18 protein-coding genes are annotated in these 21660 nt (G+C 70.9%); 10 read left to right on the forward strand and 8 right to left on the reverse strand.

Features of this window, described 5'->3' with window-relative positions:
* Positions 1-117: 117 nt before the first annotated feature.
* The 5 genes from IO40_RS0124795 (at position 118) to IO40_RS0124820 (ending at position 3987) form a co-directional block, all read left to right on the forward strand.
* A complete protein-coding gene (locus IO40_RS0124795; RefSeq protein ID WP_016471372.1) occupies positions 118-990 on the forward strand; it encodes a helix-turn-helix domain-containing protein in 873 nt (290 codons plus the stop codon).
* Positions 991-993: 3 nt separating this feature from the next.
* Positions 994-1230 carry a DUF397 domain-containing protein gene (locus IO40_RS0124800; protein ID WP_016471373.1) on the forward strand — a complete coding sequence of 79 codons (237 nt, stop codon included), beginning with the start codon at positions 994-996 and terminating at the stop codon, positions 1228-1230.
* Between the two features lie 32 nt (positions 1231-1262).
* Positions 1263-2096: an SAM-dependent methyltransferase gene (locus IO40_RS0124805; RefSeq protein WP_016471374.1), complete on the forward strand. Its 834-nt coding sequence runs from the start codon at positions 1263-1265 to the stop codon at positions 2094-2096.
* A gap of 352 nt (positions 2097-2448) precedes the next feature.
* A complete protein-coding gene (locus IO40_RS0124815) occupies positions 2449-3033 on the forward strand; it encodes a hypothetical protein (protein ID WP_016471375.1) in 585 nt (194 codons plus the stop codon).
* Between the two features lie 153 nt (positions 3034-3186).
* Positions 3187-3987 (forward strand): SGNH/GDSL hydrolase family protein, encoded by an 801-nt coding sequence (locus tag IO40_RS0124820; RefSeq protein ID WP_016471376.1) that lies wholly within the window; start codon positions 3187-3189, stop codon positions 3985-3987.
* Between the two features lie 58 nt (positions 3988-4045).
* On the opposite strand, the gene IO40_RS0124825 is transcribed toward IO40_RS0124820, so the two are convergent.
* Complete coding sequence (locus IO40_RS0124825) at positions 4046-5383, reverse strand: SWIM zinc finger family protein (protein WP_016471377.1); 1338 nt, start codon at positions 5381-5383, stop codon at positions 4046-4048.
* 38 nt (positions 5384-5421) lie between these two features.
* A complete protein-coding gene (locus tag IO40_RS0124830; protein WP_234336577.1) occupies positions 5422-8331 on the reverse strand; it encodes a DEAD/DEAH box helicase in 2910 nt (969 codons plus the stop codon).
* Between the two features lie 252 nt (positions 8332-8583).
* On the opposite strand from IO40_RS0124830, the gene IO40_RS0124835 reads away from it, so the two are divergent.
* Complete coding sequence (locus IO40_RS0124835) at positions 8584-8766, forward strand: hypothetical protein (protein WP_016471379.1); 183 nt, start codon at positions 8584-8586, stop codon at positions 8764-8766.
* Positions 8767-8872: 106 nt separating this feature from the next.
* On the opposite strand, the gene IO40_RS0124840 is transcribed toward IO40_RS0124835, so the two are convergent.
* The gene (locus IO40_RS0124840; RefSeq protein ID WP_016471380.1) at positions 8873-9658 is read right to left on the reverse strand and encodes a hypothetical protein; all 786 of its coding nucleotides are present in this window, start codon (positions 9656-9658) and stop codon (positions 8873-8875) included.
* 109 nt (positions 9659-9767) lie between these two features.
* Between IO40_RS0124840 and IO40_RS0124845 the strand changes: the two genes are divergently transcribed.
* Positions 9768-10682, forward strand: coding sequence for an oxygenase MpaB family protein (locus IO40_RS0124845; protein WP_031176162.1), 915 nt, complete (start codon positions 9768-9770; stop codon positions 10680-10682).
* Between the two features lie 28 nt (positions 10683-10710).
* Here the strand turns inward: IO40_RS0124845 and IO40_RS0124850 are convergent, their stop codons facing one another.
* On the reverse strand, positions 10711-11325 hold the full coding sequence (locus IO40_RS0124850) for a class I SAM-dependent methyltransferase (protein ID WP_030405625.1): 615 nt from the start codon (positions 11323-11325) through the stop codon (positions 10711-10713).
* A 342-nt stretch (positions 11326-11667) separates the two neighbouring features.
* On the opposite strand from IO40_RS0124850, the gene IO40_RS0124855 reads away from it, so the two are divergent.
* Positions 11668-12060, forward strand: coding sequence for a roadblock/LC7 domain-containing protein (locus IO40_RS0124855; protein WP_016471383.1), 393 nt, complete (start codon positions 11668-11670; stop codon positions 12058-12060).
* Positions 12061-12161: 101 nt separating this feature from the next.
* Complete coding sequence (locus IO40_RS34035; RefSeq protein ID WP_031176163.1) at positions 12162-13139, forward strand: DUF6397 family protein; 978 nt, start codon at positions 12162-12164, stop codon at positions 13137-13139.
* Between the two features lie 6 nt (positions 13140-13145).
* On the opposite strand, the gene tesB is transcribed toward IO40_RS34035, so the two are convergent.
* Together tesB and IO40_RS0124870 are read right to left on the reverse strand one after the other, a co-directional pair.
* On the reverse strand, positions 13146-14042 hold the full coding sequence (gene tesB / locus IO40_RS0124865; RefSeq protein WP_016471385.1) for an acyl-CoA thioesterase II: 897 nt from the start codon (positions 14040-14042) through the stop codon (positions 13146-13148).
* Between the two features lie 34 nt (positions 14043-14076).
* Positions 14077-16605 (reverse strand): DEAD/DEAH box helicase, encoded by a 2529-nt coding sequence (locus IO40_RS0124870; RefSeq protein ID WP_030405627.1) that lies wholly within the window; start codon positions 16603-16605, stop codon positions 14077-14079.
* Between the two features lie 175 nt (positions 16606-16780).
* Here IO40_RS0124870 and IO40_RS0124875 point away from each other — a divergent pair, with 175 nt between their 5' ends.
* Positions 16781-17578: a metal-dependent hydrolase gene (locus IO40_RS0124875; protein ID WP_030405628.1), complete on the forward strand. Its 798-nt coding sequence runs from the start codon at positions 16781-16783 to the stop codon at positions 17576-17578.
* Positions 17579-17660: 82 nt separating this feature from the next.
* Here IO40_RS0124875 and IO40_RS0124880 read toward each other — a convergent pair whose 3' ends face one another.
* Positions 17661-19439 carry an ABC transporter ATP-binding protein gene (locus IO40_RS0124880; RefSeq protein ID WP_031176164.1) on the reverse strand — a complete coding sequence of 593 codons (1779 nt, stop codon included), beginning with the start codon at positions 19437-19439 and terminating at the stop codon, positions 17661-17663.
* A gap of 89 nt (positions 19440-19528) precedes the next feature.
* Positions 19529-21577 carry an ABC transporter transmembrane domain-containing protein gene (locus IO40_RS36200; protein WP_016471389.1) on the reverse strand — a complete coding sequence of 683 codons (2049 nt, stop codon included), beginning with the start codon at positions 21575-21577 and terminating at the stop codon, positions 19529-19531.
* Positions 21578-21660: the final 83 nt, after the last annotated feature.

Consider the following 21660-nt stretch of genomic DNA (forward strand, 5'->3'; position numbering starts at 1 on the left):
CACTCGCGTATGGCAAGGATCAGTCTGTTAATTGCAGAAGTGTGAATGACAGGGTGTGCACGAAGGGCCCCGCGTGCCAAACTTCCCTCAACCGATGTCAGTTGGAGGGGAGCGACTGTGGCGGACTCGCGGACGGGCGGTGGGGCGCCCACCGTGTTGCGTGTGGTGCTGGGCAAACGGCTGCAGCACCTGCGGGAGAGGGCGGGCGTGACGTTCGAGCAAGCGGCGAGAGCCCTCGATGTCACGCACGCCACTGTCCGCCGGATGGAGAAGGCCGAGGTCGGGCTCAAAGTCCCCTACGTGGAGAAGTTGCTGCGCACTTACGGGGTGACCGAGCAGGAGGAGATCGACGGGTTCGTCTCGCTCGCACGGGAGGCCAACCAGCCCGGCTGGTGGCACCGCTACCGCGATGTTCTGCCGGAGTGGTTCAGCGTCTTCGTGAGCCTGGAGAGCGAATCGGAGGTCATCCGCTCCTACGAGCCGCACTATGTGCCCGGGCTGCTCCAGACCGAGAGCTACGCCAGGGCGGTGCTTCGTGCGGGCATGCCGCACGCGCCCGAGGGGGAGATCAAGCGCGGTGTCGCGCTGCGCATGGAGCGCCAGACGGTGCTCACCCGCGAGACGGGCGCGCCCCTGCTGTGGTCGGTGATCGACGAGACGGTTCTGCGCCGTCCGCTCGGCGGACCGGAGGTGATGCGCGAACAGATCGACCATCTGCTCCAGGCCACGGAACGGCCGAACGTGGCGTTGCAGATCATGCCGTTCAGTGCCGGCCCGCACCCGGCCATGTACGGCCCCTTCCACCTTTTCCGGTTCCCCCTCGACGAACTGCCGGACATGGTCTGCGCGGAGAGCCTCGTGGGCGCCTCCTACTTCGACCAGAGGGACGACGTCAGCATGTTCCTCGAGGCACTGGACCGGATGAGCGCCCAGGCCGTGCCCCTGGCGCGGACCCGGGCGGTCCTGAGTGCACTGCGCAAGGAGATCTGAACCATGGGTCGTATCTACAACGGGATGCCAGCCGCTCACCTGGGCAGTGAGGGCTGGCGCAAGCCATGGAGCGGGGGCAACGGGGGCAGCTGCGTGGAAGCGCTCAAGCTCGCCGACGGACGGGTGGCGCTGCGCCAGTCCACCGACCCGGACGGTCCCGCCCTCATCTGCAGCCGGAGCGACATATCGGGCTTCATCCGGGCGGCCAAGGCCGGCGAAGCCGACTTCCTGGTCGCCTGACCGCCACTCCGGACCGCACCGACCTGACCGAAATGACCAACGAGACGGAGAAGAGCGTGTCGGAGACCGGCTTCAGCCCGGAGCAGATAGACACCACGAGGCCGCACCCGGCCCGCATGTACGACTACTACCTCGGGGGGAAGGACAACTACGAGGCCGACAGGGACGCGGCCGACCGCATCCTGTCCGCTCTTCCGGACGTGGGCGTCACCGCCCGCAGCAACCGAGATTTCATGCACCGCGCGGTGCGTACGGTCGTCGGGAACGGGATCCGGCAGATCATCGACATCGGCACCGGCATCCCCACTTCGCCCAACACCCACGAGGTGGCCCGGCAGGTCGCCCCGGACGTGCGGGTCGCCTATGTCGACAACGACCCGATCGTGTCCACCTACGCGGGGGCGAAGCTGACCAACTCGGGCAACGCCGGGTTCGTCCTCGCCGACATCCGTGACCCCAAGGGGATCCTCGACCACCCGGTCACCCGCGAACTCATCGACTTCGACCAGCCGGTCGCGCTGATGCTTCTGGCGGTGCTGCACTTCGTCACCGACGAGGAGGACGCCGCGGGTATCGTGCGGACGCTCACCGAACGGCTGCCCGCCGGCAGCTACCTCGTCCTCAGCCACGGGACGGCGGACTTCAACGACAACCAGGGCTTCGGTCAGGTCGCGAAGGTCTACAACGAGGAGTCCACAGCCAGCGCCCAGTGGCGCACCGGCAAGGAGATCTCCGCCTTCTTCGAGGGCTTTGAGCTGCTGGAGCCCGGCCTGGTGCAGCTTCCGCTGTGGCGGCCCGACGGCCCCGTGCCCACCGCCGGCGAACTCACCCGGCACATGGGCTACGGCGGGGTCGCCGTCAAGTGATCCCTGCCGCCACCGAGTGAACCCGGGGCAGGCCGTACCGCGGTCTGCCCCACGCCGCCGCAGGCCACGGAGACGGTATGCGGGTGTGTCCGTCCGGCCATCCACCCAAAGACAGCGTGCTGGCGGGTAATCAGATCGCATAGGGTGAGCACGGCATGACACAGTGGCGCTCATGACGATGCCGCCTCCGCCGAACCACCCGCCGTCGGGTGGTCCGCCGCCCCCTGCCCAGCCTCCGGCGGGCTTCGGCCCTCCTGGTTCCGGCGGTTTCGGACCGCCGGTCACGCCGGGCGGCTGGCCGCCCCCGCCGCCTCCGCCGCAGGGTGGCGGCCGGGGCAAGGTGATCGCCGCGGTGGTGGCAGCCGCCGTCGTCGCTCTCGCTCTCATCACGGCGTCGGTGCTCTATCTGACGCGCGACGGCTCCCAGGCTGACGACAAGGCGGACGACAAGCCCTCGACGTCGCCCGCTGCGCCGTCGGACGAGCCGGGCACGGAGCCCTCCAGTGAGCCCTCGGGTGACAGCTCAACGGACTTCCCGGACCTCGACGAGGACGACGAGCCCTCCGAGGAGCCGGACGAGGGGGCCAGCGACGTGCCGCTGCCCACCTTCCTGCTCCAGGTCGGCGACTGCTACGACCGGTCCGAGGAGCGCGAGGGTGCCGTGGAGAGGCGGGACTGCGACGGTCCGCACGACGCGGAGGTCGTCAGCCGCGAGAAGATCACCGGCGACTACAGCACCGACAGCGGGGTCCGCCTGGAGGCCGACTCGCTCTGCCGCTCCTCCTTGCGTAACAAGGCCGCCAAGCAGCCGAGCGGCACGGTGGGCGGCACGCTCATCACGTACCCGAAAGCCGAGAACGTCGGAACGAGCTTCAGCTACGTCACGTGCAGTCTCACCGCGGGCAAGAACAAGAAGCTGCAGAAGCCTTTGGTGTGAGGTGAGCCCCCGAACGCGCCCCCGGTGACGTCAACGCGACTGCGAATGTCACCAGTTGGGCCTCCTTGTTTGGCATGAACGCGTCTACCGGAGGGTAAATCCGCTGCGGCTGGTGTGACAGCTGTTCCTTCCGTGCCATCCATGAGAGGTCCCATGAAGCTGCGCAGACGGGCATTCGCGGCCACCGCCGTCACCGCCCTCCTCGGACTGTCGTCCCTCACCGGCGCCACCGCCGTGGCGGCCGAAGACACCGCCGCCACGGGCTATGTGGCACTCGGCGATTCCTACTCCTCCGGGGTGGGCGCCGGGGACTACGACGGAAGCGACTGCAAACGCAGCGCGAACGCCTACCCCCAGCTGTGGCGCACCGCCAACTCACCCTCCTCCTTCGACTTCCCCGCCTGCTCGGGAGCGCGCACGGACGACGTGCTCGCCAACCAGCTCGGTGCGCTCAACTCCTCGACCGGTCTGGTCAGCATCAGTATCGGCGGCAACGACGCGGGCTTCGGCGACACGATGACGGCCTGTGTCACACAGGGCGAGAGCGCCTGCCTGGAGCGCGTCCAGCAGGCCCGCACCTACATCGCTCAGACCCTCCCCGGCAAACTCGACACCGTCTACGACGCCATCCGGGCCAAGGCCCCCTCGGCGAAGGTGGTCGTGCTGGGCTACCCCCACATGTACAAGCTCGACGGCAACTGCTCCGTCGGCATCAGCGAGAAGTCCCGTGCGGCGATCAACGCCGCCTCCGACGATCTGAACGAGATCACCGCCAAGCGCGCCGCGGACCACGGCTACAGCTTCGGCGATGTGCGGCCGGCCTTCTCCGGGCATGAGATCTGCTCGGGCGACGAGTGGCTGCACAGTGTCACCCTTCCGGTGGACGAGTCGTACCACCCCACCGCCGCGGGCCAGTCCGGCGGCTACCTCCCGGTGCTGGAAGGTCTTGCCTGACCCGATGCTCCGTGTGTGCCGCCGCCTCTGCCCGCAGAGGCGGCGGCACACGGTCGTCTCAGTCCTCCCCGGCGGGCGGCTCCGCGTCGTCCGCGAGTGCCGCCGCGAGCGCCACCGCCGCGTCCCGCTCCGGGCGGCCCACCGGCCACCACGCGCCCCGCTGCCGGCGGAACGGCCACCAGCGGCCGTCCGGCCCGTAGCGCAGCTGCGCCTCCGCTCCCACCGCCGTCCAGCACGTTCCCGCGGCACGCAGGGCGGGACGGGCCTCCTCCTGCGGCCAGGAGTCCTCCAGCAGGTCCCGCGCCCGCTCCACGGCCCCCGGAGGCGGCGTCCAGCTCTCCTCCAGGACGGCCAGCGCCTCCGCACCGCCGAACCGCCAAGCCCGTACGGCACGTCGCAGATCCTCCACCCCGCGGCCACAGCCCTCCGCGAGCCGGCCGAGCGTCGCGCTCGGGTGCGTGGCGGCGAACCGCACGGCGTCCTCCCACGCGGTGAGCGTCCGTGGTGGAGCGGCGTCGGCGTGTTCCGCGGACAGGGCCTCGGCGAGCAGTCGGCCGGCCCTCGCCGCGGCGTCCTCCGCCAGCAGTTCCAGTGCTTCGACGTCCACGTCCGGACCGGCGGATTCCGCGCCCTCCAGCGCTAGGACACGCGGTGCTTCCCCTACCGGTGTCGGCTGTGGGGGCAGCGGCGGCAGCAGAGCACCCAGGACGAACGCTTCGGCCGCGTCCACTCCGGCCGGTTCCGCACCGGTAACGGGCGCCCCGTCGCCTGGACCACCGGACGACTCACGTGCCGCGCGTGCTGTGCTGCGTTCCTGCAAGGCTTCCAGCACCTCGCGCTCCGCCCGGCCGCGCAGCAACAGCAGCGCGAAGGGATCCTCGTCCAGCACCCGGGCCATCTGGTAACTGAGCGCCGCGGTGTGCGGACAGTGGTCCCAGGCACCGCACGCACACTCGGCGTCCAGATCGCCGATGCCCGGCAGCAGGTCGAGCCCGGCGTCGGCCGCGTCCTCCATGAGACGGGGCGGCATGTCGCGGTCCAGCAGGGCCGCGATGTGTCCAGCCTGAGCGACCATCACATCGAGCAGCCGTTCCCACTCGTCCGCGTCGAGTTCGCGCAGCAGTACGTCTGCCCGCAGCGGCGACCGGTCGCTTCCCGGTACCACGGCGGTGATCCGGCCGGGGCGTACCGAGACGGCACCGACCGCTCCCTGCCGGGCGAGCGCCCTGCCCCGTTTGAGCTGTTTGCCGTCCAGTGCGGTGTCCTCCAGGGCCTGCAACCATGTCCGGCCCCACCATGTACGGGCGAAGCCCTGCCCCTGGGCGGGCGGCGGCGGTGCGTAGAGGCGCTCCCGCTCCGCCGTTCCGTGCTCCTGCCCGGCGTCGTCCCTGTCCATCGTTTTCCTCTCCCCGTCGTGTACCGGTCGGACCCCGTTCACCGGGCCTCCCCGCGCAGCGCCACCAGTTCGGCCAGCTCCGTGTCGCTCAGTTCGGTCAACGCGGCCTCCCCGGAACCGAGCACGGAGTCGGCGAGCGCCTGCTTGCGGCGCAGCATCTCGGCGATGCGGTCCTCGACCGTGCCCTCGGTGATGAGCCGGTGCACCTGGACGGGCTGTGTCTGGCCGATCCGGTACGCACGGTCGGTCGCCTGTGCCTCGACCGCCGGGTTCCACCAGCGGTCGTAGTGGATGACATGGCTGGCACGGGTGAGATTGAGGCCGGTGCCGGCTGCCTTGAGGGAGAGCAGGAAGACCGGTGCGGCACCTTCCTGGAAGCGGCGCACCATCTCCTCGCGCCGGGCCACCGGTGTGCCGCCGTGCAGCAACTGACTGGCCACACCCCGAGCGCCCAGGTGCCGCTCCAGCAGCTGTGCCATGTGCACGTACTGGGTGAACACCAGCACGCTCGCCTGCTCGGCGAGGAGCGCGTCGAGCAGTTCGTCCAGCAGTTCCAGCTTTCCCGAGCGGCCCGGCAGCCGGGCGTCGTCCTCCTTGAGGTATTGCGCCGGGTGGTTGCAGATCTGCTTGAGCGAGGTGAGCAGTTTGACGACCAGTCCGCGCCGCTCGATGCCGGCCGTGCCCCGCAGCGCGTCGAGGCTCTCACGGACCACCGCCTCGTACAGTCCGGCCTGCTCGGGGGTCAGCCGGACACTGCGGTCGGTCTCCGTCTTGGCCGGCAGTTCCGGCGCGATCCCCGGGTCGGTCTTGTGACGCCGCAGCAGGAACGGACGGACGAGCCGCGAGAGCCGTTCGGCCGCCGCTGGATCGCCGCCCTCGACCGCGTCGGCGTACCGCCTGCGGAACGTACCCAGGCGGCCCAGCAGACCGGGAGTCGTCCAGTCGAGCACCGACCACAGTTCCGACAGGTTGTTCTCGACCGGCGTGCCCGTCAGAGCGACACGTGCCCGAGTGGGCAGGGTCCGCAGTGCCTTCGCCGTGGCGGCGAACGGATTCTTCACATGCTGCGCCTCGTCGGCGACGACCATGCCCCAGCTCCGGCCGTCACCGGGCACCAGACGGGCGGCGTCCAGCCGCATCGTGCCGTAGGTGGTGAGAACGACTTCTCCCGCACGGAGTTCGTCGAGACGGCGGCCGGGGCCGTGGTAGCGCCGCACCGGGGTGCCGGGCGCGAACCGTTCGATCTCCCGCTGCCAGTTGCCCATCAGCGAGGCGGGACACACCACCAGTGTGGGACCGGCCGTGGCGCCTTCCTCCTGGCGGCGCAGATGGAGGGCGATCACCGTGATCGTCTTGCCCAGCCCCATGTCGTCGGCCAGGCACGCACCCAGGCCGAGGGAGGTCATACGGTGCAGCCAGTCCAGACCGCGCAGCTGGTAGTCGCGCAGCGTGGCACGCAACCGTGCCGGCGGCGGCAGCGGGGGCTCTTCCCGGCGCTCCGGGTCGGACAGCCGCTCCCGCAGGGCCTCCAGCGGTCCGGCGGCCTCCACCGTGACGTGCTCGCCGTCCTGCTCGACGGAGCCTGTCAGCACCGCGTCCAGTGCCTCCAGTGTGCCCACTTCGCGGTCCACCCGTTGCCGCGCCGTACGCACCTGCTCCGGGTCCAGCAGCACCCACTGGTCGCGCAGCCGCACCAGGGGGCGGCCGGCTTCGGCCAGCTGATCCAGTTCGGCGCGGGTCACCTCCTGGCCGCCGACGGCGAAGCGCCAGTCGAAGCGCAGCAGCGTGTCGGGGGCGAGCAAGGAGGGCAGCCCGGTTTCCGTCCGCCCGCGGCCGTCCCGAGCGGACTGTGCCTCCTCGTCCGCGGCGCCGATCACCGCACGGGAGGTGAGCGAGCGGACGAACTCCCGCGGCCAGTGCACCTGAACGCCGGCCGCGGCCAGTGCCCGGGGAACGGCGGAGCCGAGCAGCTCGGCGATCTCGTCGTCGGCCAGGTCGATCGCGTCCGGCACCGCCGCTGTCAGCAGTGGGGACAGCGCTTCCCATGCTGCCGCGGCCCGGCGCAACGTGCGCAGCGCGAAGGTGCGCGCCTGGGGCCCGAACCGGCGGGCGGTGGCCGTGTTTCCGGCCCACACCTCGGCGGCGTCCGCGACCAGCGCGCTGTCGGTCGTCGCGTGCAGTTGCAGGACTCCCCGGAAGGCCGGCCGTGTCTGCGTCTCCTGTGACAGCAACAGATCCGGTTCCGTCTCCGCCGCCGGGTCGGCCTGGGGCAACCCGCTGACCTCGATGCGCAGGGACAGCCGCACCCCGCCGTCGGACCCCGCCGCCATCCGGGACGCCCACTCCCGCAGATGCGGAACGGCTGTGGGTGCTTCATCGGCGTACGCGGGCCCGCCCGCGACAAGAGGGGCCGCCGGGGTACGGGGGAGCGTGTCGGCCACGGCGTCGAGGAAAGCGCGCACCAGAGGGTCGGGCGCCGGCATCAGCAAAGAGCCGTCCTGGGATATCGGTACGGCGTGGGCGGGCGGTGGCACGGCGGCGGCCAGCCCGGCCACCACGGCGTTGTCCTCGGTGCGCAGGGGCGCCGGCCGCCAGATGTCGTATCCTCCCGGGCTGACGCCCGGCAGCAGTCGCCCCTGTGCGGTGATCCGAAGAGCGTGCAGGGCGACGGCTCCCCAGAAGACAGTGGTGTCGTCCGCACACTCGTCCTCCCGTGCGGCGTGGGCGCGGGTGAGGACAGGCAGGGCGTCTCGTACGGTCAGCCTCAGCGCGGGCACGGTGCGCGTCGTCACACCGTCGTCACCAGGCAGGACGACCGTCAGTCCGCTGGGGCTGGCCGATGCCGGTGTCTCGGGCAGGGCACCGTCCGGGTGCCAGAAAGCGACCTGTGAGAGGCGTGGCGGGTCGGCCGGCAAGAACACGGCCACGCAGTGGGTGAGCTGGGACATCCATGAGGGGTTTGCCAGGGTCTGTGCCACAGTTCCGCGCATTCCTCAAATTTGACTAGTGGGGAGGGGCGCTGAGGGTACAGCACAGCGGGACGGATGCGAAAACGCCGTGGCGGAGCCCACCGGCACCGGACGTCCGAGAGCGGTGGAGGGAACCTGACGGGCCGGAACGGCGTTTTGAGGAAAGAAGAGGCGGAGCACCGTGCGGACGGCAGCAGCGGGAGCACCGCCCCGCGTGGAGGAGGGCATGAGATGACGAACCGGGCCAAGGTCGCCGTGGGCGGAGTGGCGGTCGGTCTGCTCCTGTGGTGGCTGACGTCGTTCTGGATCGCACTGCTGGTCATCGTCGGGGTTCCGGTGGCCGCGTATCTGGCGCTCGACCCCTCCCAGCGGCGGAGGCTGCGCCGGGTCAGCCGCAAGGAGCTGGGACGCTGACGGTCGCCCTCCCCGGCTGACGGCCGCCTTCCGCTCGGGCGGCGCGCACGCCCGCGCACCGACGGCACTTGGGTGCGGCAAGCCCCGCCCAGGGGCGATGCCTTTCTCAGGCAGCCGGCCGCACGGCGATGCTGTCGAGAGCCGCGAGAAGGCCCGGCAGTTCGCTGCCGCGCCCGACGGGGCGTATCTCGCCGGGAGCCTCGTCCAGCAGCACGAAGGCGATGTCGTCCGTGCGCGCCACCACACTCCATCCCGGCCCGTCCGCGCGCAGCGTGCGCGCGTTTCCCGAGGCGAAGGCGGACCGGATCCGGCCCGGTGGTGGCGGAGCGTCCAGATAGCCCCGGATCTCCTCCAGCACACGCCGCACCCCGGAATCGGGCCGGCCGCCCGATTCCACGAACTCCACCCCCTCCTCGACCTGCGCCCGCCACTGGGCCCACTGGAGGGCTATCTCGTCCGCCCCGAGCCGCCGTTGTGCCGGCCCCCACCGGGAGGTGTCGGGTGGCGAGAGCACCGGAGGAAGCCCGTTCGGTCCTTCTCCGACGACGGGATCGTGGGGCGCGGGCAGCCCCGGTGCCGACACGGCCAGTGCGAGCGGCCAGCCGGGCAGCACCTGGACAACGGTTCGCTCGTCCGGCGACAGGTCGTACTCCATACCGCAGTCCCACGCCGCCACGGCACAGGCCACCTGCGTCACATCCCCGGTCACCACCGTCCAGCGGGCGCCGCTGTGGTCCTGGCCCAGCACCAGCCCGTAGCCCTCGCTACGCGGTCCGAGCCCCAGCGCCCGGCAGACGGCTGGATAGTCGTCACCCAGCACGCTCGGGAACTGCGCGGGCGTCAACAGCACCGCAGTCAGCACATAGAGGGAATCTTCCCCGTCCGTGGTCACCGATGGCCTCCCCTTTGCGGCGGATCTCGGTGACCATAGCCGTCAAGGGCGCGTGCGCGACAGACGTGAAAGGCCGCCGCTGCGCCACCACTGCGGAGAGGGGCACGATGTGGGGCGCTACGACCGGCTCAAGTACATCCTTCAGCTCGACCCGGAGCGCGACGCGCACACGATCTACCGGCTGATCGCTTCCTACGAGTTCCCGTGGGACATCGCCCGGGCCCTGGAACTGGCTCTGTACCGCACCTACGCCGTCCCCAGCATCGGCAAGCTGCTGGCCGAGACGGCGGAACTGACGGACCGCACACAGAAGCGCTACGACGACACGGCACTCCTGCTGGACGCCGTCGTCGAGCACGGCTTCGACAGCGTGGACGGACGTACCGCCATCCGCCGCATGAACCAGATGCACGGGGCATACGACATCACCAACGACGACATGCGCTACGTACTGTGCACCTTCGTCGTCGTGCCCAAACGGTGGCTCGACTCCTTCGGCTGGCGGCGGCTGACCCAGCACGAACTGCGTGCGGTCACCCACTACTACCGCACGCTGGGCCGCCACATGGGCATCAAGGACCTGCCGGGCAGCTACGAGGAGTTCGAGCGGTGCCTGGACGCCTACGAAGAGGCGCACTTCGGCTGGGACGAAGGAGGGCGGAGCGTCTCGGACGCCACGCTCGACCTTGTCGCCTCCTGGTACCCACGGCCGCTCGCCCCGCTGGTGCGGGGAGCCAGCCTGGCACTGCTGGACGAGTCGCTGCTGCGGGCCTTCCGCTACACCCCGCCCGGCCCGCTCGCCCGAGAACTCACCCGGAGCGCACTGCGGCTGCGGGCCCGGGGCGTACGGCTGCTTCCGCCGCGCCGTCGTCCCCACTACGCACGGCAGAACCGGGAGGTCAGGAGCTATCCCGGCTACCCCGCCGGCTATCGCGTCGCCGATCTCGGCACTTTCCCCGAACGCGGCGGCACGGGCCCCGGGACATGCCCGGTGTTCCGTACTTCGCGGCAGGAGCGCCGCTGAACCGCGAGCGCCCGGCCGTCGGCGGTGGTCAGCCCGCCTCGCGTGCGGCCAGTGCCAGATAGCGGTCGTCCTCGTCCACGTAGGAGAGCAACCGCCAGCCGGTCTCTGCCAGCAGATCGCGAAGCCGTGGCTCGGCACGGACGTCGTCAGGTGTGAGCTGCCGGCCCTGTCGCGCCGCGAGCGCCGCACGGCCCACCGGGTGGAAGAGCGCCAGCCGTCCCCCGGGACGGACGACACGGGCCAGTTCGCGCAGGCCGCTTGCGGGGCCGGGCAGGTGGGAGATGAGCCCGGCCCCGAAAACGGCGTCCAGACAGCCGTCCCGCAGCGGCAGCCGCGAGGCGTCGGCGAGCAGCAGAGTGGCGTACGCGTCCCGTCCGGCGCGTGAGGCCTGATCCAGCATGGCGGGGGTCAGATCGGCGCCGAGTACCGTGCCCTGCGGGCCCACCGCCGCCCGGAGCGGCGGCAGGGCGCGGCCGGTGCCGCATCCCGCGTCCAGGACCGCGTCACCTGCCCGCAGGCCCACCTCCGCGACGGCCGCGGCATAGGCGGGACCGTCGTCGGGGAAGCGGGTGTCCCAGCGCGCGGCCCGTTCGGTGAAGAACTCACGGACCGCGGCCCGGTCGTCAGCCAAGTCGTGTGTCATTCCCACATCCTCACCCTTCGTCTCGCCCTCCGCGATCTTCCGCATTCCTCAGCCGGTCCGCGTCTCTCCCGTCATGTCCCGTTACGTTCCGTGACGCCGGAATGTCTCGACTCGTCAGGGCATCCTCACACGTCGTCGCGCGTCTTCCCGTGCTGCGGTCGCGTCTGCCGCGGTACTGCCAAGCGTGAGGGGTGCGGGGGAGACATGTCCTGATTCGGCGTTGCAGTTGTGACAGGAGCGACAGGCGTGTAACTGTGCGCGACGAAATGAAACGCTGTGGTTGCTCACGGTGCGCTCGTGGGTAAGGGTGGCACGGCAGATGCGAGGAAAAGGGGGCGAGCGGTGGCACTGAACACAGGACTCGACTGGTTGCTGGACGACCTGACACAACGGATTTCGTCGGTCCGGCACGCGTTGGTCCTCTCCACCGACGGACTGGTGACCGGCAGCAGCCACGATCTCGACCGAGAGGACGCCGAACATCTGGCGGCGGTCTCCTCGGGGCTGCACAGTCTGGCCAAGGGGTCCGGGCAGCACTTCAAGGCGGGGCGGGTACGGCAGACGATGATCGAGTTCGATGAGGGGGTGCTGTTCGTGACCTCGGCGGGGGACGGCAGCTGCCTGTGCGTCCTCACCGGCGCCGAAGCCGACATCGGCCAGGTGGCCTACGAGATGACGCTGTTGGTCAACCGAGTGGGCGAACACCTCGGTGTGGCCGCGAGAAATGGTCATTGACCTGCACGAATCCGAGTTATCCACAGGCGCTCCGAGAATCCGCCCCGCGGGCTATCGTCGTTCTCACGCAGAGCAGTCGAGCACTGACGGGGGATGACGAGATGCAGAAGAACACTGCCGGGAACCGGACGCCCGCGCCCACCGCGGCCGAGGTGACGCCACGCACGGCGGCAAGGGAACTGGGCCTGAGGCCGAAGGAACTGGAACTTGCTGTGCAACTGGGCCTGGTACGCAGCGTTCCGGGCGCCCCGAGCGGTCCGCGCAGGGTGCCACGTGCCGAGCTCGAACGGGTCAGGCGGACCCCTGACTTCCCCGGCGGGCTACGGGAACGGGTGCGGGTCATGGGGGCGGGCGAGGGTGCGGCGCTGCTGGATGTCAGCGCCTCACGCTTCGCCCGCCTGGCGAGGCTGGGATGCTTCACACCGGTCAGCTTTTACGTGAACCGGTACCGCACCGTGGTATGGCTCTATCTCGCCCAAGAACTGCGGGACTTCGCGGAGAACGACCAGGCCTTGCGGACGGGGCACCTGCCGGAGGGCCTGCGGGCCGCTTTGGAAGCGGGCATGGACGAGCGGGCCCGCGGCTGGCGCAGCAGGCGCGTGCTGCAGCTGACCAGGCACGCCGCCACGCCCTGGGAGCGTGCCGCCGCACGGGCGAGCGTGCTGAGTGAGGTGGTGCTCGCCGAAGCGGTACCCGAGCCGGACGAGAGGGCGCGGTTGAGCGCACTGCGCCCCTGCCTGGTGGAGACGCGCAGCGAGTCGGAGCCCACGCGGCGGATCCTGGAGAAACTCTCCCACGCCGAGGGGGAGGACGAGATCCGCTGGCACCGGCTGGTCCTGGACGCCGAACTGGAGGCTGCCAGGGCCGCCGAGCCCTTCCGGGCCGCTTTTCCGGCGCCGTCCGCCCGGCAGATCAGCGGCCCGGCCGGCTCCGGGGCAGGCCCGGAAGGACACCGGCGGCCCGAGCCCGGCACGGCGCGGCCGGTCACCACGGAGGGCAGGAGGGGCAGGCCACGACGACGCTGGCTCGGCCTGGGGCGCCGCAGCCGGAAAGCCACGGCACGCCCGGCGACCGGCTGACCGGGATCAGCGTGCCGGGGGAGCCTGCCGCTCGCCGGTGATCGGACGGAAGAGCCCTTCCTGCATCACCGAGACGATCAGCCTGCCCTCGCGGTCGTAGATCTGCCCACGGGCAAGCCCCCGCGCCCCGGTGGCGATGGGGGACTCCTGCTCGTAGAGGAACCACTCGTCGGCGCGGAACGGGCGGTGGAACCACATGGCGTGGTCCAGCGAGGCGGTGTCGAAGTTCCGCGCCCCCCACAGCGGTTCCACCGGCAGGCGTACGGCATCCAGCAGGGTCATGTCGCTGGCGTACGTCAGCGCGCACGTGTGCACGAGCGGATCGTCACCGAGCGAGCCGATCGCGCGCATCCACACGGCGCTGCGCGGCTCCACCCCTTGGAGTTCGGAGGCATCCCAGCGCAGCCGCTCGACGTAGCGCAGGTCGAACGCCTGCCGGCGGGCCATGCGCTCCAACGGCACCGGAAGCGAGCCCAGATGCTCGCGGATCTCGTCCGCGAGTTTCGGCAGGCTCTCCGGCTCCGGCACCTGCGGCATCGGCATCTGGTGCTCGAAACCGGGCTCACGGATATGGAAGGAGGCGGTCAGATTGAAGATGACCCGGCCACGCTGGATTGCGATCACCCGGCGCGTGGTGAACGAACGCCCGTCGCGCACGCGCTCCACCTCGTACACGATGGGGACGCCCGGAATGCCGGGTCGCAGGAAGTACGCGTGCAGCGAATGCACGGGGCGCTCGTCGTCCACGGTGCGGCCCGCCGCCACCAGCGCCTGCCCGGCGACCTGCCCGCCGAAGACCCGCTGGAGCGATTCGTGGGGGCTCTCGCCCCGGAAGATGTTGAGGTCGATCTCCTCCAGGTCCAGCAGGTCGACGAGGCGTTCCGCAGGGCTCGGCCCACTCATCTCGCGCCTTCCTCTCTCCGGTCCGGGGCGGCGGTCACATCGGGCCCACGCCGGTCACCTTGACCACCGCACGCCCTTCCTCGTCCGAGGCGACGAGATCGACCTCGGCCGAGATGCCCCAGTCATGATCCCCGCGCGGATCGGCGAATGTCTGCCGCACGCGCCACAGTCCGTCCTCGGGTACCTCCTCGATGTGCAGCAGGCGGGGTCCGCGCGCGTCGGGCCCGGTGCCCAACTCGTCGTACTCCTCCCAGTACGCGTCCATGGCGTCGGCCCACGCGTCCTCGTCCCAGCCGGACTCCGCGTCCAGCTCTCCCAGCTCGGCGAACTTGTCGAGCGCGGCCAGCTCCACCCTGCGGAACATCGCGTTGCGCACCAGCACCCGGAAGGCCCGCGGGTTCGCCGTGACGGGCTTGACCTGGTCGGCGCGCTCCTGCGCCTCCTCGGCGGTCTCGTCCTCCGGGTTGGCCAGCTGCTCCCACTCGTCCAGCAGGCTGGAGTCCACCTGCCGCACCATCTCACCGAGCCATTCGATGATGTCCTGGAAGTCCTCCGACTTCAGATCGTCCGGGACGGTGTGTTCCAGAGCCTTGTACGCGCCGGCCAGATAGCGCAGCACGATGCCCTCGGTGCGGGCGAGCTCGTAGAAGGAGACGAACTCGCTGAAGGTCATGGCCCGTTCGTACATGTCACGGACCACCGACTTGGGCGACAGCGGATGGTCGCCCACCCACGGGTGCGATTTGCGGTAGAGGCCGTAGGCGTGGAAGAGCAACTCCTCCAGCGGCTGGGGGTAGCTGATGTCCATCAGCCGTTCCATCCGCTCCTCGTACTCGATGCCGTCGGCCTTCATCTGGGCGACCGCCTCGCCCTTGGCCTTGTTCGTCTGCGCCGCCAGGATCTGCCGCGGGTCGTCCAGCGTGGACTCGACGACGGAGACCATGTCCAGCGCGTAGGAGGGCGACTCGGGGTCCAGGAGTTCGAACGCGGCGAGCGCGAACGTCGACAGCGGCTGGTTGAGGGCGAAGTCCTGCTGCAGGTCCACGGTCAGCCGGATGGTGCGGCCCTCGGCATCGGGTTCGGGCAACCGCTCCACGATGCCGCCGTCCAGCAGCGACCGGTAGATGGCGATGGCCCGCCTGATGTGCCGGAGCTGGGAGCGGCGGTCCTCGTGGTTGTCCTCCAGCAGCCGGCGCATCTGCGTGAACGCGTCACCGGGGCGTGCGATCACCGAGAGCAGCATCGCGTGTGTGACCCGGAAACGGGAGGTGAGCGGTTCCGGCTCGGAGGCGATCAGCTTCTCGAAGGTCTGCTGGCTCCAGTTGACGAAGCCTTCCGGAGCCTTCTTGCGGACTACCTTGCGGCGTTTCTTCGGGTCGTCACCGGCCTTGGCCAGAGCCTTCTCGTTCTCGATGACGTGTTCGGGCGCCTGCGCGACCACCAGACCGGACGTGTCGAAGCCCGCGCGCCCGGCGCGGCCGGCGATCTGGTGGAACTCGCGGGCGCGCAGGGTGCGCACCCGGTTGCCGTCGTACTTGGTGAGAGCGGTGAACAGCACGGTGCGGATGGGGACGTTGACGCCGACGCCGAGGGTGTCCGTGCCGCAGATGACCTTCAGCAGCCCGGCCTGCGCCAGCCGCTCCACCAGCCGCCGGTACTTGGGCAGCATGCCGGCGTGGTGCACACCGATTCCGTGCCGCACGTAGCGGGAGAGGTTGCGGCCGAACTTGGTGGTGAACCGGAAGTTGCCGATGACCTTCGCGATCTCGTCCTTCTCGGCGCGGGTGGCCATGTTGATGCTCATGAGGGCCTGCGCCCGCTCCACGGCCTGCGCCTGGGTGAAGTGCACGATGTAGACCGGCGCCTGGTGGGTCTCCAGCAGCTCGGTCAGCGTCTCCGTCAGGGGGGTGGTGCGGTACTCGTAGCTGAGGGGCACCGGTCGGGTGGCGGACCGGACGACGGCGGTGGGACGTCCCGTGCGGCGGGTCAGATCCTTCTCGAACCGGCTGACGTCGCCCAGGGTCGCCGACATCAGGATGAACTGTGCCTGCGGCAGCTCCAGCAGCGGAATCTGCCAGGCCCAGCCGCGGTCGGGTTCGGCGTAGAAGTGGAACTCGTCCATCACCACCTGGCCGATGTCGGCGTCCGCTCCGTCGCGCAACGCGATGGAGGCGAGCACCTCGGCGGTGCAGCAGATGACGGGGGCGTCCGCGTTGACGGAGGCGTCACCGGTGAGCATGCCGACGTTCTCGGTGCCGAACAGCTTGCACAGGTCGAAGAACTTCTCCGATACCAGCGCCTTGATCGGCGCCGTGTAGAAGGTGACCTTGTCCTGGGCGAGAGCGGTGAAGTGGGCCCCCGCCGCGACCAGACTCTTACCGGACCCGGTCGGTGTCGACAGGATCACGTTCGCCCCGGAAACCACCTCGATCAGCGCTTCCTCCTGGGCGGGATAGAGCGAGATGCCCCGCTCTTCCGCCCACCCGGAGAAGGACTCGAAGAGGGCATCGGGATCGGCGTCACTCGGCATCTGGTCGATAAGGGTGGCTGTCACGCCCCCCATACTGCCTGCTGCCCCGGCCGATCACGGAACCGGTGGGCGCTTGAAGATCACCCGGCGCTACGCTGTGTTGCCGACCGGGTGTCAGATCCCGGAACGAGCAGCGCGGGGGCGCGGGGCCGAGGCCCGACAGCGGGGCCGCGGAACACGCGACGTAGAGGACAGGGCGGGGATACGCATGATGGGACCGGCGCACTCGCTGTCGGGAGCCGCAGCCTGGCTCGGCCTGGGAGCCGCGGTGGCTGTGGCGGGCCACCCGATGCCCTGGCCCGTGGTGGTGGTCGGCACGCTGCTGTGCGCGGGCGCCGCGCTGGCACCGGACCTCGACCAGAAGTCCGCGACGATCTCCCGCGCCTTCGGTCCCCTCTCCCACGCCCTCTGCGGAGTGATAGACAAGCTCTCCACCGTCGTCTACAACAGCACCCGTTCGCGGGGGGAGCGCCGCAGGTCGGGAGGGCACCGGACGCTCACCCACACCTGGCCCTGGGCGCTGTTCATAGGGGCCGGGTTCTCGACGGCAGCCGCCATCTGGGACCGCTGGGGCGTACTGGTGATCCTGTTCATCCACGTGGTGCTGGCCGTGGAGGGCCTGCTGTGGCGCATGGCGCGGGTGTCCAGCGATGTTCTGGTGTGGCTGCTGGGGGCCGCCTGCGCCTGGATCCTGGCCGGTGTGCTGGAGGAGCCCGGCAACGGCGCGGACTGGCTCTTCTCCGGTGCCGGCCAGGAGTACCTGTGGCTGGGCGTCCCCATCGCGCTCGGTGCCCTGGTGCACAACATCGGGGACGCGCTGACCATATCCGGGTGCCCGATACTGTGGCCCATCCCGATAGCCGGGAAGCGGTGGTATCCGCTGGGCACCCCCCGGTTCATGCGTTTCCGGGCGGGCGCCCGGGTGGAGAATGCGGTCCTGATGCCGGCCTTCATGGTCGTCGGAGGTGCGGGCAGCCTGGTCGCTCTCGGGCTCATAGGGGCCTGACAGCTCTCGTCAGGCCCCCGAGGACGAGCGCGGAGTTCCGCCCCGCACCACGCCGTCGACCTCTCGGCCCGCCCGGCGTCCCTCAGCCGTGCCAGGAGCGCCACAGCGCCGCGTACGGACCGTCGGCCGCGACGAGCGCGTCATGGCTGCCCAGCTCGCTGATACGGCCGTTCTCCACCACGGCGATCACGTCGGCGTCGTGTGCCGTGTGCAGCCGGTGGGCGATGGCGATCACCGTGCGCCCTTCCAGCACCTGCGCCAGCGAACGCTCCAGATGCCGTGCCGCGCGGGGATCCAGCAGGGAGGTGGCCTCGTCGAGCACGAGAGTGTGGGGGTCGGCCAGCACCAGACGGGCCAGCGCAATCTGCTGGGCCTGAGCGGGGGTGACCGTCAGTCCCCCCGAACCCACCTCGCTGTCCAGACCGTCCGGGAGCGAGGTGGCCCAGCCGTCCGCGTCCACGGCGCCCAGCGCGGCCCACAGCTCGGCGTCCTGGGCATCGGGGCGGGCCAGCCGCAGATTGTCGCGCAGGCTGCCGACGAACACGTGGTGTTCCTGGTTGACGAGGGCCACGTGGCGGCGTACCTCCTCCGTGGGCATCTCGCTCAAATGGGCGCCGCCCAGGGTGACCGCTCCCCGCCGCGGGCCGTAGATGCCCGCGAGCAGCCGCCCCAGCGTCGATTTGCTCGCCCCCGAGGGGCCGACCAGCGCCACCCTGCTGCCGGGCGCCACCTCCAGCGAGACGCCGTGCAGTACGTCCACATCGGCGTGGTAACCGAAGCGCACATCGCTGGCGCGCACGTCCTTCCCGTGCGGCGGCCGTCCGTCCGCCGTGCTGTCCGGCTCGATCTCCCGCACCCCGACCAGCCGGGCGAGGGAGACCTGGGCCACCTGGAGCTCGTCGTACCAGCGCAGGATCAGGCCCACCGGCTCGACCAGCATCTGCGCCAGCAGTGCGCCGGTCGTCAGCTGACCGACACTGATCCAGCCCTGGAGCACGAAGGCCCCGCCCAGCAGGAGCACCCCGCCCATGATCAGCATGTTGCTGAGGCTGACAGCGGGGAAGAGGACGGTGCGCAGCCACATAGTGCGCCGCTCCCACGCCGTCCACTCGGCGATGCGCCGCTCGGAGAGGGCGATGCGGCGGGCACCCAGCCGGTGGGCCTCCACCGTCCGGCCCGCGTCCACGGTCTCGGCCAGTGCGGCGGCGACGGCGGCGTAGCCGGCAGCCTCGGCCCGGTAGGCGTGCGGGGCGCGCCGGAAGTACCACCGGCACCCGGTCAGCAGCACCGGCACGGCGATGAGTACCGCCAGCGCGAGCGGCGGTGCGGTGACGCACAGCGCGCCGATGAGGAGGACCGTCCACACCAGGCCGACCGCCAGCTGGGGCACGGCCTTGCGCATGGCGTCGGCCAGGCGGTCGATGTCGGTGGTGATCCGGGAGAGCAGATCGCCGGTGCCGGCCCGCTCCAGCACGCTGGGCGGCAATCCCACGGACCTGACGAGGAAGTCCTCACGCAGGTCGGCCAGTATCTCCTCGCCCAGTACGGCGCTGCGCAGCCGCACCTGCTGGGTGAAGACCGTCTGGACGAGCAGTGCCACGCCGAACAGCGCGACGATCCGCCCCAGATGCAGTTCGCGTGCACCGGCTGCCAGATCGTCGACGACACCGCCCAGCAGCTGCGGACCGGCCATCGAGGCGATGACGGCGATGCTGTTGACGACGATCAGCAGCGCGAAGGTACGGCGGTGGCGCCGCAGCAGGGCCCTGACGTACGAGCGCACGGTCGCCGGGGAGCCCACCGGCAGGATGGTGACGTCCTCGGGGGCCGACGGGTCGTAGGCCGGCTCCGGTACGCCCAGACGGCGCGCTCGTGGCGCCTTCGGCGTGGGGAGGGCTTCTTCGCCTCCCGGCCGGTCCGCAGCGGGCTGCGGCAGCGTCTGCTGGGTGGTCACGCGGACTCGACCTCCTCGGTGTGCGGTCTGGCGGACCGCACGGTCGTGCGCGGGGGCGTGGCGGTTTGCGGTTCGCGGGTGACGACAGCCCGGTACACGGACTGGCTGCGGAGCAGTTCGCGGTGGGTGCCGGCTGCGACGGCGCGTTCCTCGTGGACGAAGACGACCCGGTCCGCCCGGTCGAGCAGCAGCGGACTGGAGGAGAAGACCACCGTCGTGCGGCCGGCCCTGAGCCGTGCCAGCTCGCGGGCGATACGGGCCTCAGTGTGGGAGTCGACGGCGGAGGTGGGCTCGTCGAGTACCAGCACGTCCGGGTCGGTCAACAGGGAGCGGGCCAGGGCCAGGCGCTGTCGCTGGCCGCCGGAGAGCGAACGTCCCCGCTCGGTGACGCGCGCCCGCATGGGGTCCCCTTCGGCATCGGGGCTGCCCTGCACCAAGGCGTCCAGCACATCACCGCACTGGGCCGCGGCCAGCGCCTCGTCGGTGCCGACCGCACCGGAGGAGGGTACGTCGAACAGATCCGCGAGGGTGCCCGACAGGAGGACCGGGTCCTTGTCCTGCACCAGTACGGCGGTGCGGGCCTCCTCCAGCGGCATACCGTCCAGGGGCGCACCGTCGAGCAGGACGGACACCTGTGCGGGCCGCCCGTCCGCGTCTTCCGCCCCGGGGGACGCGCCGGTTGCCCTCCCGGGCTCGTGCTCAGTGCCGAGCAGCGGGTCGGGAGCGGAGGGGGGATGCCCGCCGAGCCGTTCCGCGAGGTGTCCGGCGGCGTCCGGGTCTCCGCAGACCACGGCGGTGAGCAACCCGGAGGGCGCGTGCAGCCCGGTGGCGGGGTCGTACAGGCCTGGCGGTGCGCCATGACGGCTGTCCGGCGACCGGAGGTCTCCGTCCCGGAACGCTTTCGCGGGACCGGCACCGGTCTGTGTGGTGCCCGGCCCCGGGCGGGTGCGGGAGGCCGCGCTGGCGGGTGCCGTGGGTCCGGCCCCGGCGAAAGCGGTGTTCGCGGGTTCCGCACCGGGCGCGTTCTGCGCTGCGCCGTTCTGCTCGCCGCTCCGGCGCAGCGCCAGCACTCGTGCGGCGCGGGCGGCGGAGGGGCGGGAGAAGGAGTACGACATGGCGAACTCGCCGAAGAGCTGCAACGGGAGGAGCAGAAAGCTGATCGCGCCGTACACCGTGACCAGTTCGCCGACCGCGATGTGCCCGTCCAGCGCCAGCCGGGCGCCGTACCACACCACCGCGATCAGCAGCAGGCCCGGGAGAGCGACCTGGAGGGCTTCGATGAACGACCACATGCGGGCCGTCCGCACGGCAGCCCGCCGCACGTCCTGGGACGCTTTCCGGTACCGGTCGAGGAAGAGCTGCTCGCCGCCGATACCGCGCAGCACCCGCAGACCGGCGACCGTGTCGGCGGCCAGTTCCGTGGCGCGGCCCGCCTTCTCCCGCTGGGCGTCGGCGCGCCGGGTCGCCCTGGGCAGCAGCGGCAGCACCGTCAGCGCCAGGGCCACCATGCCCGCACAGGCCAGCAGACCCAGCCGGGGCTGGTAGACCGCCAGTGCCCCGCAGACACCGATCGTCGTCAGCAGCGCCGCGCTGAACCGGGACACCGCCTCGACGCACCATCCGATGCGTTCGATGTCACCCGTCGAGACGGCGACCACCTCACCGGCCGCGACCCGGCGGGTGAGTGTGGCGCCCAGCGCGGCCGTCCGGCGGGCCAGCAACTGCTGGACGCGTGCCGCGGCGGTGATCCAGTTGGTGATCGCCACGCGGTGGAGCATCGTCTCCCCGAGGGTCACCGTCACGGTGACGGCGGCCATCGCCGCCCCGGCCCACGCCAGCCCGCGGCCCGAACGGTCGACCATGGCGTTCACGGCGAGCCCGGCGACGGCCGGGAACGAGGCGATCGAGGCCAGATGCAGTATCCCCCAGGCCAGAGCCTTGAGCTGGCCGCCCAACTGCTTGCGCCCCAGCCACACGAGCAGCCGGAAGCCCGACCGGACATCCGGGTCGCCGGGATCGAGGTAGGGAAGGTCGCGAATCTGCATGAGGTTCCAGAGAGGTTGCGGAGCGGAAACGGAGGGAGGCCGGGTACCGGCAAAGACGGGGGAGCGGAGGAGCACGGCGGGAG

The organism is Streptomyces albus subsp. albus (assembly GCF_000725885.1).
Classification (GTDB): Bacteria; Actinomycetota; Actinomycetes; order Streptomycetales; family Streptomycetaceae; genus Streptomyces; species Streptomyces albus.